This window comes from Duganella sp. AC237 (assembly GCF_979254035.1).
Genome location: NZ_CEEDEW010000003.1, coordinates 5766673 through 5783057, shown reverse-complemented (window position 1 = coordinate 5783057; position 16385 = coordinate 5766673). Strand labels below are relative to the sequence as shown.

General features: G+C 64.3%; 15 protein-coding genes. 7 read left to right on the top strand and 8 right to left on the bottom strand.

Annotation, left to right across the window (positions count from 1 at the left end):
• Positions 1-9 precede the first annotated feature (9 nt).
• Positions 10-1155, bottom strand: a complete 1146-nt coding sequence (torT, locus tag AC0IYS_RS25625) for a TMAO reductase system periplasmic protein TorT (protein ID WP_471707811.1) — start codon at positions 1153-1155, stop codon at positions 10-12.
• 338 nt (positions 1156-1493) lie between these two features.
• On the opposite strand from torT, the gene AC0IYS_RS25620 reads away from it, so the two are divergent.
• The 6 genes from AC0IYS_RS25620 (at position 1494) to AC0IYS_RS25595 (ending at position 10272) form a co-directional block, all read left to right on the top strand.
• Positions 1494-3671 carry a phosphocholine-specific phospholipase C gene (locus AC0IYS_RS25620; RefSeq protein ID WP_471707810.1) on the top strand — a complete coding sequence of 726 codons (2178 nt, stop codon included), beginning with the start codon at positions 1494-1496 and terminating at the stop codon, positions 3669-3671.
• Between the two features lie 19 nt (positions 3672-3690).
• Positions 3691-4371: a PEP-CTERM sorting domain-containing protein gene (locus AC0IYS_RS25615; RefSeq protein ID WP_471707809.1), complete on the top strand. Its 681-nt coding sequence runs from the start codon at positions 3691-3693 to the stop codon at positions 4369-4371.
• A 240-nt stretch (positions 4372-4611) separates the two neighbouring features.
• The gene (locus tag AC0IYS_RS25610; RefSeq protein ID WP_471707808.1) at positions 4612-6012 is read left to right on the top strand and encodes a hypothetical protein; all 1401 of its coding nucleotides are present in this window, start codon (positions 4612-4614) and stop codon (positions 6010-6012) included.
• 242 nt (positions 6013-6254) lie between these two features.
• Positions 6255-9017, top strand: a complete 2763-nt coding sequence (locus AC0IYS_RS25605) for a TonB-dependent receptor (RefSeq protein WP_471707807.1) — start codon at positions 6255-6257, stop codon at positions 9015-9017.
• A 23-nt stretch (positions 9018-9040) separates the two neighbouring features.
• Positions 9041-10036 carry a glycerophosphodiester phosphodiesterase family protein gene (locus tag AC0IYS_RS25600; RefSeq protein WP_471707806.1) on the top strand — a complete coding sequence of 332 codons (996 nt, stop codon included), beginning with the start codon at positions 9041-9043 and terminating at the stop codon, positions 10034-10036.
• 104 nt (positions 10037-10140) lie between these two features.
• The gene (locus AC0IYS_RS25595; protein WP_471707805.1) at positions 10141-10272 is read left to right on the top strand and encodes a hypothetical protein; all 132 of its coding nucleotides are present in this window, start codon (positions 10141-10143) and stop codon (positions 10270-10272) included.
• Between the two features lie 11 nt (positions 10273-10283).
• Here AC0IYS_RS25595 and AC0IYS_RS25590 read toward each other — a convergent pair whose 3' ends face one another.
• Positions 10284-10658, bottom strand: coding sequence for a winged helix-turn-helix transcriptional regulator (locus AC0IYS_RS25590; RefSeq protein ID WP_471707804.1), 375 nt, complete (start codon positions 10656-10658; stop codon positions 10284-10286).
• A gap of 93 nt (positions 10659-10751) precedes the next feature.
• Between AC0IYS_RS25590 and AC0IYS_RS25585 the strand changes: the two genes are divergently transcribed.
• Positions 10752-11471 (top strand): SDR family NAD(P)-dependent oxidoreductase, encoded by a 720-nt coding sequence (locus AC0IYS_RS25585; RefSeq protein ID WP_471707803.1) that lies wholly within the window; start codon positions 10752-10754, stop codon positions 11469-11471.
• 53 nt (positions 11472-11524) lie between these two features.
• On the opposite strand, the gene AC0IYS_RS25580 is transcribed toward AC0IYS_RS25585, so the two are convergent.
• The 6 genes from AC0IYS_RS25580 to AC0IYS_RS25555 form a co-directional block, all read right to left on the bottom strand.
• Positions 11525-12352: a 3-keto-disaccharide hydrolase gene (locus tag AC0IYS_RS25580; RefSeq protein ID WP_471707802.1), complete on the bottom strand. Its 828-nt coding sequence runs from the start codon at positions 12350-12352 to the stop codon at positions 11525-11527.
• Positions 12353-12384: 32 nt separating this feature from the next.
• Positions 12385-13851 (bottom strand): ribonuclease G, encoded by a 1467-nt coding sequence (rng, locus tag AC0IYS_RS25575; RefSeq protein ID WP_471707801.1) that lies wholly within the window; start codon positions 13849-13851, stop codon positions 12385-12387.
• 62 nt (positions 13852-13913) lie between these two features.
• Positions 13914-14534: a Maf family protein gene (locus AC0IYS_RS25570; RefSeq protein ID WP_471707800.1), complete on the bottom strand. Its 621-nt coding sequence runs from the start codon at positions 14532-14534 to the stop codon at positions 13914-13916.
• 19 nt (positions 14535-14553) lie between these two features.
• Positions 14554-15024: a 23S rRNA (pseudouridine(1915)-N(3))-methyltransferase RlmH gene (rlmH, locus tag AC0IYS_RS25565; protein ID WP_020701344.1), complete on the bottom strand. Its 471-nt coding sequence runs from the start codon at positions 15022-15024 to the stop codon at positions 14554-14556.
• Positions 15025-15030: 6 nt separating this feature from the next.
• On the bottom strand, positions 15031-15723 hold the full coding sequence (rsfS, locus tag AC0IYS_RS25560; protein WP_090323208.1) for a ribosome silencing factor: 693 nt from the start codon (positions 15721-15723) through the stop codon (positions 15031-15033).
• Entirely contained in the window at positions 15724-16383 is a 660-nt protein-coding gene (locus AC0IYS_RS25555; RefSeq protein WP_471707799.1) for a nicotinate-nucleotide adenylyltransferase, read from the bottom strand. It lies immediately after the preceding gene.
• Positions 16384-16385 lie beyond the last annotated feature (2 nt).

Below are 16385 nucleotides of genomic sequence, written 5' to 3'. Positions count from 1 at the left end.
GGCGGCGGCCTATTTGTGCGCCGGATCGTAGGACAGCACCGTCTTGTAGCCGGCCGGCGCGATCGAGGTATCGAACGGGTAGGAGGCGTAGTTGAGGCGGTCGACCATGCCCAGTTCGACCAGGATGGTGTGCGGCGTCTCCTGGGCGCGCCGTTCCAGCAGGTTGACGGCGGCGTTGATGGCCACCCTGGTCTGGCTGACGCCCTTGGTGTCGGCCGCCGCGTCGATGTCGCCGTTATGGATCAGCCGTGCGATCTCGCCGGTGAGGTCGTAGGCGACCAGCCGCACCTTGCCGCTCAAGCCGGCCTGCCTGAGCGGCTCGAGCGCGGCCGGCGCGCAGCCGGTGCAGCCGAGGATGTAGTGGAGCTGCCCGCCGTGCCTGGCCAGCAGCTCGGCCGCCAGCCGCTGCTGGCCGGCGAAATCGCTGTCGCCGTAGCGGATGTCGAGGATGTTGACCGGGATGGCCGCGTCCTGCGCCGCGATGCGGGTGCCGTCGACTTCCCCTTTGACCCAGCCCGCGCCCATGGGGCCGGGCAGCAGCGCGATGTTGATCGATTTCAGTCCGCGCCGCTGGGCGTCGCGCACCACCCAGCGGGTGGCCTCGAGGCCCATGCCGCGCAGCGAGCTGGTGACCTTGAGCGCCAGGTCCTCGCTGCGGCTGTCGTTGGCCAGCTCGATCACCGGAATGCCGGCGGCGCGCGCCTTGGCGATCGAGGCGTTGTTGGCCGTCATGCCGATCGGCGACAGCACGATGGCGTCGTATTTGCCGGCGATGGCCCGGTCCATCATGCGCAGCTGGCCGGCCAGGTCGTTATAGCCCTCGGCCGGCAGGATGTCGGCGGCCACGCCCAGGCGTTTGGCTTCGCTGACCACGCCATAGGCGCAGCCGCCCCAGTAGGGGTCTTTCAGGTGGGGGAACAGGAAGGCGATGCGCCAGTGCTTGCTGGCCGGCGCCGCCATGCGGTACTTGCCTGGCACCACCCGGCCGCTGGCGAGGGCGTCGTCTGCCGAGCCGTTGGGCTGTACCGGACGAAAGATCGACAGCACCGGGATCGGCGCGAACCTGGGCGGTTGCGCGAACGGCGCCGGCGTGGCGGCGACGGCGCTCGCCGACAAGAACAGGCCAAGTAGCAGCGAGAGGCGGGGTAGGGACATCAACATGGTCGGGCAGCTGCCATTGTAAAACGGGTCGGAACGGATTGGACGGACCGGCGCGCGCTCATGAACAGGTTCCGGGCCGGTCGATGCCGACTAGTCTAGCACGCGGTGCCGCAAAGAAAGGTACTTGCGCGGGTGTGGGGGTACCGCTTGGACAGGATTGTTACCGAAATAAGAAAAGTGCAGTAAATGCATGGCATGTCATCAACATTTCATCGTTGGTGCATAAGCTGTTGTCTTGCATGACCGCCGTTTTCGTGTTTCCCCCGACAATCGACCTGGATCAATCAAATGCATATTTTTAAATTTGCGCTCGCCCGCACGCAGGTGCATGCATGAGCCGCCGTGACTTCCTCCGCACAATGGGCAAGTCGGCCGGTGCCAGTGCCGTGCTGGCGACGTTTCCACCGTCCATCCAAAAGGCGCTGGCCCTGCCCGCCAACCAGCGCACCCGCAGCCTGCAGGATGTCGAGCATATCGTCGTGCTGACGCAGGAGAACCGCAGCTTCGACCATTACTTCGGCACCCTGGAAGGGGTAAGGGGATTCGGCGATCCGTTCCCGATTCCCGTGATGGACCGGCAAAACCTCTTCAATCGCAAATCGGTCTTCGTGCAGCGCTCTGCCGGCGGGGCGCCGGTGCCCGGCCGGCCCAACTGGCCACAGGGCCGCGCCATCGCGCCGTTCCGGCTCAACACGGTGCAGGACTTTCCCGTCATGCGCGTGGCCGGGACGCCACATAGCTGGCTCGACGCCCAGCTGGCGTGGGACCACGGACGGATGAACGACTGGTGCGCGGTCAAGCAGAACCACTCGATGGGCTATTACGCCGACGCCGACATTCCCTTCCAGTTCGCGCTCGCGCGCGCCTTCACCATCTGCGACCACTACCATTGCGCCACCCAGACCGGCACCAACACCAACCGGCTGTTCCTGTTCACCGGTCACAACGATCCCCTGGCGGCCGCCGGCGGCCCGTCGACCGACAACAGCCGCGACGACTTCAATCCGGACATGTCCACCGACTACTTGTGGACCACCTATCCGGAGCGGCTCGAAGCGGCGGGCGTCAGCTGGCAGGTCTACCAGAACATGGCGGACAACTTCACCGATAACTCGCTGGCGGGATTCCGCTCCTTCCGCAACGCGTGGTACCGCCGGCCGGGCTATTCGCAAGCCCTGCGCGAGCGCGGCACCACAACGCGCGACCTCGACCTGCTGAGAGCCGACGTGCTGGCCAACCGCCTGCCGCAGGTCAGCTGGGTCGTCGCCACCGCCGAAGGCTCCGAACATCCGGGCCCCTCGAGTCCCGCGTCGGGCGCCGACTACATCGCTCGCGTGCTGGACGCCCTGACCGCCAATCCGGAGAGCTGGAGCAAGACGGTCCTGCTGATCAACTTCGATGAGAACGACGGCTTCTTCGACCACATGCCACCGCCGGCGGTGCCGGCGTACACGAGCTACAGCAGCAATCCGGCGCAGTCGCAGCTGGCCGGCGCATCGACCGTCGACACGACCGGCGAGTACCATCACGTGCTCAACGGCGCCGATGCGCGGACCCACCATCGCCCCTACGGTCTCGGGCCGCGCGTGCCGATGTATGTCATCTCGCCGTGGACCAAGGGCGGCTGGGTCAATTCGCAGGTCTTCGACCACACCTCGGTGATACGTTTCATTGAGGCGCGTTTCGGTGTGCGCGAGCCGCTGATCAGCCCATGGCGCCGCGCGGTGAGCGGCGACTTGCTGTCCTGTTTCGACTTCGCCAACCCGAACGACAACGGCTTCAAGCAACTGCTGCCGGAAACGGCTGCGCGCCGTTCGATGGCGCTGAGCCTGCCAAACACCAAGGTGCCGGCAACGCCGGCCACCCTGACGGCGCCCGTCCAGGCCGCCGGCGTGCGTCCGGCACGCGCGCTGCCCTACGAGCTGCAGGTGCAGGCGCAGGTGCCGGCGGGCGGCGGCCTGGTGGAGCTCAGATTCGACAACCTGGGCGAAGCCGGGGCGGTGTTCCACGTGTACGACCGCCTGGCGCTGGAGCAGGTCCCGCGCCGCTATACGGTCGAACCCGGCAAACAGCTGACCGGCCGCTGGAACACCGCAGCCGCCTACGATCTGTGGATACTGGGACCGAACGGCTTCCATCGCCACATCGTCGGGGACGTGCGCGGTGCGGGCAACGCCGCATGGCCGGAGATCAGCGTGCGCGCCGACCGCAAAGCCGGCGAGCTGCTCATCGACCTGGTCAACAATGGCGCGCAACCGTGCACCTTTGAACTGACCGCCAACAAGTATTACGCGAACAAGCCGATGGAAGTGCGCGTCGTCGCACGTTCGCGGAGCAGCGTCCGGCTGCCGCTGGCATCGAGTTCCAACTGGTACGACTACAGCGTGCGCGTGGCTGGCTTGCCGGGCTGGTTGCGCCGCTTCGCCGGCCACCTGGAAAACGGCTTGCCGTCGATCAGCGACCCGGCGATCGGCGGGGCAGCGCAACTTGACCAGTACCGCGTGGTCTGATTTTTACAAGGAGCTTTTCATGAAGTGCAAATTTCTCGTCGCCGCGGCGTTGTTCGCCGTGGCGTGTAGTGGTAACGCTGCCGTTACCTATGGTCAGAACCTCATTGTCAACGGCGATGCCGAAGCAGGCCTGACCGGCTGGACCGGCTACTCCGATTACAACAATTTCCAGGCGGTGGACTATGGCAACAACTGGGTCCTGCCCACCCAGCCTGGCCCGGTCGATCGCGGCACCAAGATGTTCGCCGGCTCCGGGCAGTATGCCGTGGGCGTTCAGACCCTGGACTTCGGCGTGCCGACGGCCCAGAACAGTTCCTATTCCCTGAGCGGATGGCTCGGCGGCTGGACCGACCAGGGCGACAACGCCCTGTTCTATGTGCAGTTTCTCGATGCGGGGAACAATGAGATAGGAAGCGCGGCGATCGGTCCCGTCACCCCGCAAGATCGCGGCAACCAGACCGGCCTGTTCTACCGGGAATCGTCGGGAATCATGCCGGCTGGCACCAGCAAGCTATCGTTCTGGCTGTCGATGGAGCGTCTGGTTTCGGGCGACAACGATGGCTACGCGGATAACCTGTCCTTCATCGCGCGGAATACTGTCAGCCCGGTACCGGAACCGGGTGTGGCGGCGATGTACTTGCTGGGCTTGGGCATGTTGGGCGGGGCGGTTCGCCACAAGACGCGCGCGCGCAGGTCGTAACTGGAGTTGTGCGGCGGTGACGCGCAGCGGGAACGCCGTCGCCGCCCTCGATCGCATCGACGCGGATCTGGAATGACGATCGCAGCAGGCACCTGTTGGCGTCTTCCAGATCCTGCTACACGTAGATCGCGTCGTACTGCTTCTGGTGGTGCGTGTCTCGATCCACTTGCCTTGATTTCATGCGACTGTCACAAATCCTGTCTATACTGATGACGTCAAAAAGGAAGTCATCGGATGTCCATGGAAGCATTAGCGATCAAGCCCGACGAAAACTCGTTGCCGGCCGCCCATTGTGATCATTTCATGGAAGCGATGTCGCGCATTCTTGCCAGCCGCACGTTTTCGAAGAGCGCCAGGCTGTCGGCATTCTTGCGCTATGTGTGCATGACCACCGCCGAGGGCGCCGAGAAAGTGTTGTGCGAGCAGAATATCGGCACCGCAGTCTTCGGCCGTCCGGACCATTACAATCCTTCCGACGACACCATCGTGCGCAGCAGCGCGCGCTTGCTGCGCCAGCGCCTGGCCACCTATTACGAGGAAGAGGGGCGCGATGACCGCTTCCGTATCAGCATCCCACGCGGTTCCTATGTGCCGGTGTTAGCCGCCGCTGCGCCGCCGCCTTTCGCGACCGGCGCGCACGCGGCCGCGTCAATGCGCGCCGGGGACGAGCCGCCGGCTGACAGCACGGCGCCGGTCGCGGCGACCGCGATCGAGCATAGCGCGTCCGTTGCGCCCGCCGCCGTCCGGTGTGCTCCTGCCACTGCTATTCCCGCAGCGCCCATGGCCGCATCCATGCCGGCGCGCCGCCGCTGGCTGTTCGCGCTGCTGACGATCGCGCTGCTGGCGGGCCTGGCATCCTGGCTGGTCGGACGCGGTGCGGCAACGCCCGTCGACGCGAGCGAGCGCTTCTGGGCTGCCATGCTCCCGGGCGATACCGATACCTCGCTGATCGTGGCCGACAACGGCCTGGTGATGTACCAGAGCGAGGTGCGCCGGCAGGTCGGGTTGAGCGATTACAACACGAATTATCCCGGTGATGCCGACACGGCGGGCGCCGCCAGAAGCGTGGTCCACTATGGCGCCCGACGCTACACCGCCATGTCGTCGGTAACGCTGGCGTCCGAGCTGGGCAAGCGCGCGCGCGCCGCGCCGCAGCGCTTCCATGTCCGCTTCGCGCGCGATGTGCATCTTGCCGATCTCAAACACGGTAACGCCATCCTGGTCGGCGTCGAAAACTCCAATCCGTGGTGGGCCTTGTACCGCAAGCAGTTCAATTTCCACATCGACTGGGATCCACTCTCGGGCGATTACACCATCCGCAACGACCGCCCGCGCCAGGGCGAGCAAGCGCTGTACGCGTTCTCCGGCCGCGACCCGGGCCGGCGCGGCTATGCGCTGATCGGCTTGAAGCGCAATCTCAGCGGCGATGGCTACACGCTGTTGCTGGGCGGCACCACCTCGGCCGGGACCGACGCCGCCATCGAGTACCTGATGAGCCCGGCGTCGATGGCGACGCTGATGAAGCAGGCGCTGCGGCCGGACGGCGCGATCGCCGGCTTCGAGGTTCTATTGCAATGCGTGCTGCAAGCCAACGGCAGCACCGACATCCAGGTGCTCGGCCTGCGCGTCGACCAGTCCTGATCCTCGACGCCTTCCCTCGCATGGCCTGTTCCCTGGTTGTCGTTGCGCCGCCGGCGTCGGGGCGAAACGCGCGCGCGATTGCCCCGCCTCGTTCGATGCGCCGGGTTTCACGGTGATTTTTCACCGTGAAACGGAAAAACACTTGCGAGCGCCGCTCTACACTGCCCTGCGTTGAAAGCGATCCGGCCGCACCGGCCGGAAAACCGCGTTTCGCACCACCACCTGGATCGGAGAGCATGACCATGCAATACACCATTTCCAAGCGCTGCCGGCTGATGGCCACCTCGGCGTTCGCGCTGGGCTTCGCGCTCGACGCCCACGCGCAGGACGGCAAGGAGAGCCCGGACGAGGCGGCGCCCACGGCCGTCGTCAACGTCACCGGCATCAAGCGTGCCTATCTGCGGGCCATCGAAAGCAAACTCGACCGTAATGGCATCGCCGATGTCGTCAGCGCCAACGAGGTGCAGGGCTTGCCCGACAACACCATCGTCGAAACCCTGCGCCGCGTGCCCGGCTTGTCGGTGCTGCCAACGCTGGACAACGAACATCCGCGCGACGAGGCGGCCACGCCGGTGCTGCGCGGCCTAGGCGCCGCCTACAACAACGTCACCATCGACGGCTCGCCGCTGGCTTCGCCCGGTACCCCGAACGGCAACCTCGGCTCGATCGGCCGCGGCGTGCGGCTCGATCTGCTGCCGTCGTCGATGATCAGCGAGCTGGTGGTGTCGAAAACCTTCTCGGCCGACCAGGAGCCGAACGCCATCGGCGGCGCCATCGACCTCAAAACCCGCAGCGCCTTCGAGCGCGGCGGCAAGCCGTTCTTCACGTTCGAGGGTTCGGGCGGGACGGCCAGCGACACCTCGCGTCCGCGCGACCAGGACCGCGTCGGCCAGCGCGCGGTCGGCACCGGCAGCTTCACCTTCGGCCCGGCGCGCCAATACGGCGCGGTGGTGTCGGCCAATTACCAGAAACTGGAGACGAGCACCGACACACACATGACCACCGACACGGTCTTTGAAAATTTCTACGACAGCAAAGGCAACCGCCTCAGTGGTAACAATCTGGGCAACGGCTATGCCGTCCCGCAGCAGGACAAATACTGGTATGTGCAGGATGAGCGCACCCGCCTCGGCCTGACGGTCAAGCTGGAAGCCAAGCCGAACGACCAGGTCTACGGCTTTCTGACGGCCGGCTATTACCGTTTCCGCGACCTGATGCAGCGTAACGAAAATCTGATCGACCCGCGCAACACGGCGCTGGTCTTCAACCAGACGCCGACGTCCGGTTCCTACCCGGGCGCCGACGTGGAGGTCGGTTTCTCGCAGCAGGACATGACCAGCGCCACCAAGCTGTTGCAAAGCGGCGCCGACTGGAAGATCGACGACAGCCAGACCGTGAGCCTGCGCGCCAACGTCTCGCGCGCAACGTACCGCGAGCCGATCCAGATGATTAAATACGCCACCAACGCCAGCTACAGCGCGCCCGGCATTGGCGGCGCTACGCCGGTGGCGACGCCGGAATACGCGTTCAACTACGACACCAGCGGCCTGAATCATTCGTTCAACGTCTCACCGGCCGCCTACAACAACCTGGCCAACTACAAGCTGCTGTATTACCGCGACAATTATGTCCGTTCGGCAACTGACACCATCGGCAACGTGCGCGCCGACTACCGCCGCAACCTCGACCGGCCGGGCCTGGGCTTTGCCGCTGGCGTGTCGTACACGCTGGACCGGCCGAGCTACAACATCTTCCGCAACGACATGCAGCCCAACACCGGCATGCCGGCGCTGACGCTCGCCGGCGTCACCGGTCCCGGCGCGCCGCTGAAGTACAACCGGAGCGGGCTCAACTTGATCACCATCGATCCGCAGGCGGCGCTCGCGCAGATCGCCGCGCTGCGGGCGGCCGGCGGCTTGAACACCACCAACCAGGTCAACTTCAGCAACCAGGACAACTTCGAGCACGTGGAAAAAACCGTCGGTGCCTACGCGCAGGTGAGCTTCAACGCGGACAAGTGGAAAACGCTGTTCGGCCTGCGCGAGGACCGCACCGAACAGGAAACCAACGGCCGCGCGCTCGTGGCCGGCAGCTGGGTGGGCTTGCCGACCAGTTCCAGGTACGACTTCCTGCTGCCGTCGGCGCAGGTGACCTACCAGGCGACGCCGGAACTGGATATCCGCGCCGCCGCCAGCCAGACCATCGGCCGGCCGACCTATGATTCCTACGCCGCGCGCACGTCGATCAGCTTCGTCAACGTCGGCGACGCCGGCAATCCGAACGCGCAGGGCGTCACGGTCACTGTGGGCAATCCGCAGATCAAGCCGCGCCTGTCGACCAATACCGACCTGGCGCTGAACTACCGCTTGCCGAAGGCGGCCAACGGCCTGCTGTCGCTGGCGGTGTTCAACAAGGAGATCCGCGACGAGATCTTCAACCAGTCCTCGCTCGGCTACACCTATCAAGGCGTGACGTACGCCAACGCGCTGGTGTCGATGCCGGCCAATGCGTCGGACGCCTCGGTCAAAGGCGTGGAGGCGGCGGTCGTCGTCAATTCGCTGGGCTGGGTGCATCCGGTGCTGGCGGACGTCGGCTTCAGCGCGAACTGGAGCTTGCTGGACGGCCAGATGAGCGTGCTGAAAGCCGCCGGTGGGATGCGCCGCCTGGACCGTCTGGTGGGCCAGCCCGACCAGACCCGCAACCTGACAGTGTTTTATGCGAGCAAGGGGCTGGAGCTGCGCGCCGCCTATAACTACCAGGGCAAGGCGCTGCGCTCGATCGTGCCCGATATCGCCTGGCAGGACTTGTATTGGGCGCCGCGTGCGCAGATCGACCTGCAGGCCAGCTACCGGATAGCCCCGCAGTGGACGGTGTTTGGCCAGGTGCAAAACCTCAACCGCCGCCGGATGACCAGCTACACCGGCCCGTCGCAGAGCCTGCTCAAGGACACCTACTCGGTGCCGATGGTTGCGTGGATCGGCCTGCGCTACACGCCGAACTTTTAATGTTTTGACTGGACCCGCAACCCATGACTTCTTTATTTTCCCTTCCCCGGCTGGCCGCCTTCGCGCTGGCGGCTCTCGCCGCGCTAAGCGCCGCGTCCGCCACCGCCACCGCCACCACGAGGGCCGAGCAGATCCGCCAGAAGCTGCTCGATCCCGCCGCCGGCGTTTTCATCGCCGCCCACCGGGGCTGTCACAACGCCTCGCCACGGCTGGCGCTGTCGGCAGTGCCGGAGAACTCGCGGCCGGCGCTGGAACACTGCGTGCGGCTGGGTGTCGACATGATGGAGCTCGACGTACGCCGCGCCGCCGACGGCACCCTTGTGGTGATCCACGACACCACGGTCGACCGCACCACCGACGGCCACGGCAAGGTGTCGACGATGACGCTGGCGCAGATCAAAGGCCTGCGGCTCAAGCAGAACCTCGGCGGCGCCATGTCGCCGGAGACCACCGGCGAAAGCGTGCCCACGCTGGCCGAGATGCTGGAGGCGGCCAAGGGCCGCATCATGCTCAATCTGGATATCAAGGACGACGACATTTACGCGCAGACCATCGCCGAAGCGGTCAAACACGGCATGGGCCAGTACGTGCTGGTCAAAAGTTTCGTCGATGAGCGAACGGCGCAGGCGGTCGCCGACCAGCTGCCGTTCGCGTCGGTGCCCTATATGCCGATCATCGGTCCGTGGTCCGGCGCGCCCAAGGCGCAAAGCGGAGCGCGCATCGTTGAGCGGCAGCTGGCCGGGCGGCGCAAGCCGGTCGGCGTGGAGCTGGTTTTCCTGCCGTCGGCGCAGTTCCAGCCGCTGCGCGAACTGGTGTCGCAGGCCAAAGTGAGGCTGTGGGCCAACAGCCTGACGGCGGTCGGCGTCATCAGCGTGATCGGCATGGGTGGCGACCTGGAGGCGCTGCGCACTTCTGGCAAGACGTGGGGCGCGCTGTTCTCAGCCGGCGTCGACACCATCCAGACCGACGAGCCGGGACCGTTGCTCGATTACCTGGAGCGCGAAGGTATCAAGCACTAGGGGAGGGCGCGCTGGATCGGATGTGATTCAGCCCAGGAGCTCCTGAGCGAACGCCGTTTCCGCCCCAGCATTAATCGCTCAGGACCACCTCTTACTTACAAGGAATGGCAGCACTCGACCTGGTCGCGCTTGCCGGTGCCGATTTCACCGGCACCTTTGGCCACGAGACGGGGGCTCTCCGGATCCATGTCAATGCTGATGGCCTTATCAAGGGCATTGACGCGGATCTGGCTTGACGAGCCGGCATTCATTGTTGCTTGACCCCGGCGTCGAACCGGGCCCGAGCATCTTCGATCCGGTCGAGGTTGCGCGCCACCCAAGCGCCTAGCTCCCTGACGGGTTCGACCATCTCCCGGCCAAGCTCCGTCAGGGCGTACTCGACGCTGGGCGGCTTGGTCGGATACACGGTCCGGGAAACGAAGCCGTCGCGCTCAAGTCCTCGCAGCGTGACGGTCAGCATTTTCTGAGAGATTCCCCCTATCGCCCGCCGCAGTTCGCTAAAGCGCAACGGCGCCGCATCGAGCTGCGTGACGGTTTGCATCGACCATTTATCGCCTACCCTGGCAAGGGCGCAGGTCAGGCGCGCGCAGCCGCCGGTTTCATCGGTGTGACTTGGTTTCACAAAAGTGCCTCCTTGGCATACGTTGGTTTCCTGTATAGAGTAGGTAACCAAAGGAGACCATTGTATCTCCTTCTCAACAGGAGCTATCCAAACATGAAACAAGTTGTCTTGATCACCGGCGGAACCTCCGGCATCGGCCTCGGATTGGCCGATGCCTTCATCGGGCGCGGCGCGCAGGTGGTCGTATGCGGCCGTTCCGACGCCGGGCTTCAACGCTTTACCCGCGACCATCCGGCCGCTGTCGCCATCAAGGCCGACGTGACCAGCGCTGCGGACCGCAGCGCCATACTGGCAGAGCTTGCCCGGCGCTTCGGCCGGCTCGATGTTTTGATCAACAATGCGGGCAGCTTCATCGAGCGCGATTTCACCTCGGGCGACGACGCCACGGGAGGTCTGGAGGAGGAGGTCGCGCTGAATCTTACGGCGCCAATCGAACTGACCGGCGAGGTGCTGAATCGATGGCCTGCGATCGACGCGATCGTGTTTGTCACCTCGGGCTTCGCGCTGGTGTCGCCCACGCGCGCACCCACCTATGGCGCCGTGAAAGCTGGATTGAGGGGCTATGCCGAAGCGCTGCGTCGGCAGTTGGCCCCGAGGGGAACGCATGTCCTGGAAGTCGTTCCGCCGACGGTCGACACGCCGATGACCGCAAACCTGACGGTGAAGAAGATTTCCACCGCAGAGGTGGCGGCGGTTACGCTGAAGGCGCTGGAACGCCGACGGCCGCTGGCGCTACCCGGCGCCACCAAACTGATGCCGTTGCTGCTGCGCATCGCGCCGGACACCATCAAGCGCATGGTCGCGGCGATGTGATGATGCGAATTCTCACGGATTGAACTGCCTGGCATCTCAGTTTTCATGTTTGCCTAAAGCGTTTCATCGAGTGGCAGGATTTCGATCCGGCGAAATTCCGTTGGATGGGTCTCCGCCTGGATGGCGATGTAGCCGCTTTCCAGCATCTGGGGGAAGCCTTTCGCCATCAGTCCGCGACTGTGGGGATCGCGCGGGTCCAGCTGAGGCTGGCTGTAGCTGATCACGGTCTCGCCATCAAGGATATGCTTGATTAATTTTCCACCGCGAACTTCAACCTCGATTGTTACCCATTCGTCTCCCATATACACTTTCGATTTGGCCGAAGTGCGGTGGGTGGTGGTGAGCTGCCCGTTGAAGACCGCTCTGGTGTGCGGGGTGCAGAACGATCCGTTGTTCTGGTCACCTGGGCCGCCTCCACCAAGCATCTGCACCTCAATCGACGCGGGAAAGTCCTGGTCGAGTTCCATGGTATCGGGCGGTTCACTAAAAATCATGATGCCGTTATTGCGAAAGCCCCAACCCGGAGCGCCCGCGAGCTGTTTGCCGACGAAACGGTATTCCGCCCGGATGCGGTAGTGCGACAGCTTCTGCTTCCAGAACAGGTGACCGAATTCGCCGTTGAATTTGTCGTACTCGCTGTAGTCGACTTTGAGGATGCCGTTTTCAACCTTGAATGTGTTTTTGTAGTTGACGCCGGCCTGATGGCCTTTGAACTTCGGAGTCCAGCCGGATAAGTCTTTCCCGTTGAATAGCTGAATCCACGTGGCTTGGTCAGCCTGTGGCGCCTTAGCACTTTTTGATTCAAGCGAGTTGCTGTGGACACCAACACACCCCGTCAACGCAACCGCGCAAAGAAGGGGTGTCAGTTTTATTTTCTTCATTGCCCATCTCCAGATGGCGGTTGCTAATCAAGCTACATCAAGATGACGTCGTACTGCTCCTGGTGGTACGCCGTCTCCACCTGCAACGAAATCTTCTTGCCGATGAAGTCCCCCAGCATCGCCAGGTGCTGCGACTCCTCCTCGAGGAACATGTCGACCACTTCCTGCGAAGCGAGGATGCGGAACTCGCGCGGGTTGAACTGCTTGGCTTCGCGCAGCAGTTCGCGCAGGATCTCGTAGCAGATGGTGCGCGAAGTTTTCACTTGACCCTTGCCGGCGCAGGCCGGGCAGGGCTCGCACAGGATGTGCGCCAGCGATTCGCGCGTGCGTTTGCGCGTCATCTCCACCAGTCCAAGCGCCGAGAAGTTCGACACCGAGACCTTGGTGCGGTCGCGCGACAAGGTCTTTTTGAGCTCCTGCAGCACGGCGTTGCGGTGCTCGTTGTTCTCCATGTCGATGAAGTCGAGGATGATGATGCCGCCCAGATTGCGCAGGCGCAGTTGGCGCGCGATCGCGTGCGCCGCCTCCAGGTTGGTCTTGAAGATCGTGTCGGCGAAATTGCGTCCGCCGACGAAGCCGCCGGTGTTGACGTCGATGGTGGTCATCGCCTCGGTCTGGTCGACGATCAGGTAGCCGCCCGATTTGAGATCGACACGCCGGCCCAGCGCACGCAGGATCTCTTCCTCGACGCCATACAGGTCGAACAGCGGCCGTTCGCCGGTGTAGTGCTGCAGGCGTGGCAGCACGCCGGGCGTGTAGGCCTTGCCGAATTCGACCAGGTTCAGGTAGTTCTCGCGCGAGTCGACCTGGATGGTGGCCGTGTCGTCGTGGACGAAGTCGCGCAGCACGCGCTGCGCCAGGCTCAAATCCTGGTGCAGCAGGGTGGTGGCGGGGCGCGTCTTGGCACCGTGGACGATGGCGCCCCAGGTCTTGCGCAGGTATTCGACGTCGGCGGCGATGTCGGAGTCCGACGCGTCCTCCGCCTGCGTGCGCACGATGTAGCCGCCTTTTTCGTCGGCCGGCAGCAGGCTTTGGAGCCGCGTGCGCAGCGCTTCGCGCTCCGATTCCTTTTCGATCTTTTGCGAGATGCCGATGTGGGCGTCCTGCGGCAGGTACACCAGCATGCGGCCGGCGATGGAGATTTGCGTCGACAGGCGCGCGCCCTTGGTGCCGATGGGGTCCTTGATGACCTGCACCGTCAGCACCTGGCCGTCGAACAGGATTTTTTCGATCGGGGTGGGGGCGGCGTTCTGGCCGCCGTCGTGCGGGCGCGCCTCCCAGATGTCGGCCACGTGCAGGAAGGCGGCGCGTTCGAGGCCGATGTCGATGAAGGCCGATTGCATGCCGGGCAGCACCCGCACCACCTTGCCGGAATAGACGTTGCCGGCCAGGCCGCGCGTGAGCGTGCGTTCGATGTGCAGCTCTTGCACGGCGCCTTGCAAGATCAGGGCGACCCGGGTTTCCTGCGGGGTGATGTTGATCAGGATGTCTTCGTTCATTTGTCTCGGCGGCCGGCTGGCGCGGCTTCTGTGGCTATGTGAAGACTGATCATACACGCCACTTACGGCAGCGGCAAACCCGCCTGCCGCAGCAGCTGCGCCGTCTCGTACAGCGGCAGGCCCATGATGCCGGAATGGCTGCCGGCGATATGTTCGATGAATTGCGCGGCGGGCCCCTGGATGCCGTAGCCGCCGGCCTTGTCGTACGGTTCGAGCGTGGCGCAGTAGGCGGCGATGGCGGCCGGCGACAGCACGCCGAAACGCACTTCCGACACCTGCGTGATTTGCCCGGTGAAGTCGGCCGAATGCACGGCGATGGCGGTCAGCACCTGGTGGGTGCGGCCCGACAGCTGCGTGAGCATGGCGCTGGCTTCGGCGCGGTCGGCTGGTTTGCCGAGGATTTGGCCGTCGATGGTGACGGTGGTGTCGGCGGTGAGCACGGCGCGCGGCTTGAGGTGGCGGCGCTGCACCAGGTTGTAGCCGAAGGCGGCTTTTTCCTGCGCCACGCGGGCCACGTAGTCGAGCGGCGCTTCGCCTTCAATGACGTTTTCGGTGACGTCGGCGCCGCGCGGGCCGTCGGCACGCAATAACAATAATTCAAAATCGATGCCGATCTGGCGCAGCAGTTCGCGCCGGCGCGGGCTTTTAGAGGCGAGGTAGATCTTCTTTTCGACGAATTTCATTTGATATTTTCTGACGCCGTCAAACCCGGTGGTACGGATGATTTTGGGTGATCGACCAGGCGCGATACAGTTGTTCGGCCAACAATACCCGTACCATACCATGAGGGAGCGTCATACTGGAAATCCGGATCAGGCCTTCGGCGCGCGCCTTGAGCTCCGGATCGAGGCCGTCGGCCCCGCCGATCAGGAAGGCGGTATCGCGACCGTCCTGCTGCCAGGCTTCCAACTGCTGCGACAGGCCGACCGAGGTCAGGTCCTTGCCACGTTCGTCGAGCGCGATGATGCGCACCGATTTGGGCAGCGCCGCCTCGATGCGCTCGCGTTCGAGCGCCATCGCGGTGGCAGCGGTTTTGCTGCCCGAACGGTCGACCGGCTTGATTTCCTTGAGCACGATCTTCAGTTCCGGCGGCATGCGCTTGGCGTATTCGGCGAAGCCCGTTTCGATCCAGGCCGGCATTTTATGGCCGACCGCAGCGATGATCAGCTGCATCGTGGATTATTCCGCGACTTTTTTGATACGCTTGATGACCGTCTTGGCCGGCGCTTCGTCGGCTTTCGGCTTGGCGGCCTTTGGCGCTTTCGGCTTCGGTGGCAGGGCTTTCAGCGCTTCGGCCGAGGCGACGGCGCTCTTGGTCTTGCCGACCTTGATCGTTTTGCCGACCGGGATCGCGGCCTTCTTGGCAGCCGGTTTCTTCTCGGCGGCCGGTTTGGCGGCGGCGGCTTTGCGGGCCGGGGTTTTCTTCTCGATCACCGGCGAGGCGTCGACGGCTTTTTTGCCGGCGGCCAGGTGGCTGGAGATTTTCTTCGGCTCGTCGGCTTCCTCGCCTTCCTTGGTCGACTTGCGCTTGGCGGCGCCCAGCTTGACCGGCTTGTCGCCCCAGATCTCTTCCAGGCGGTAGTAGGCGCGGATCGGCGCTTGCATGATGTGGACGATCATGTCGCCCAGGTCGACCAGCACCCATTCACCGGTGTCCTCGCCTTCCATGCCGTAGACGTCGCCGCCGGCGGCCTTGACCTTGTCGCGCACCGAGGCGGCCAGCGCCTTGGTTTGGCGGTTGGAGGTACCGGAGGCGATGGCGATGCGGTCGAACAGGCTGGTCAGGTGGGTGGTGTCGAACAGCGTGATGTCTTGTGCCTTGACGTCTTCGAGGGCGTCAACGACGAGGGATTGCAGTTTTTTGATGTCCATTTAGCTTTTGTATAGATTGTGTTGTTCAATATAGTCTAGCACTAGCGGCGGGATAAGCGAGTTTGCCTGTTCCCCCCGTTGTAATGCCGCACGTATTTCGGTGGCGGAGATATCCACCGCGAAGTCTTGTGCCAGATAAGTCAGACCGTGCGGCGTGTTGCGGATTTGTTCAGGCGTTCCGATACGACTGGAGAACGCCGCGGCGACCGCCGGCGGAAGGCCGGCGGCGCCTATGTCGAAGCCAGGGCGGGCCGCTACGCAGATATGGGCGTAGTCGAACAGCGCCTGCCATTCATTCCAGGTGTCGAGCCGCTGCAGCTGGTCGGCGCCCATCACGAAGGCGATGCAGGCGTCCGGTCCCAGTTCGGCGCGCACCAGGCGCAGCGTCTCGATGGTGTAGGTCGGCAGGCCGCGCGCTGCGCGCTCGATTTCCTGCATGTCGATGGCGACGTCGAACGGCTGACCCTTGAAGGCGATGGACACCATCTCGGCACGCTGTTCCGGCGTCGCTTTGAGCATGGCTTTTTGCCACGGCAAGCCGGCCGGAATCACGCGCAGCTGGTCCACTTGCAGCAGTTGCGCGAAATAGGCGCCGAGGGCGATATGACCGTGGTGGACCGGATCGTAGCTGCCGCCCAGCAGTGCTACCCGCTGTGCCATGG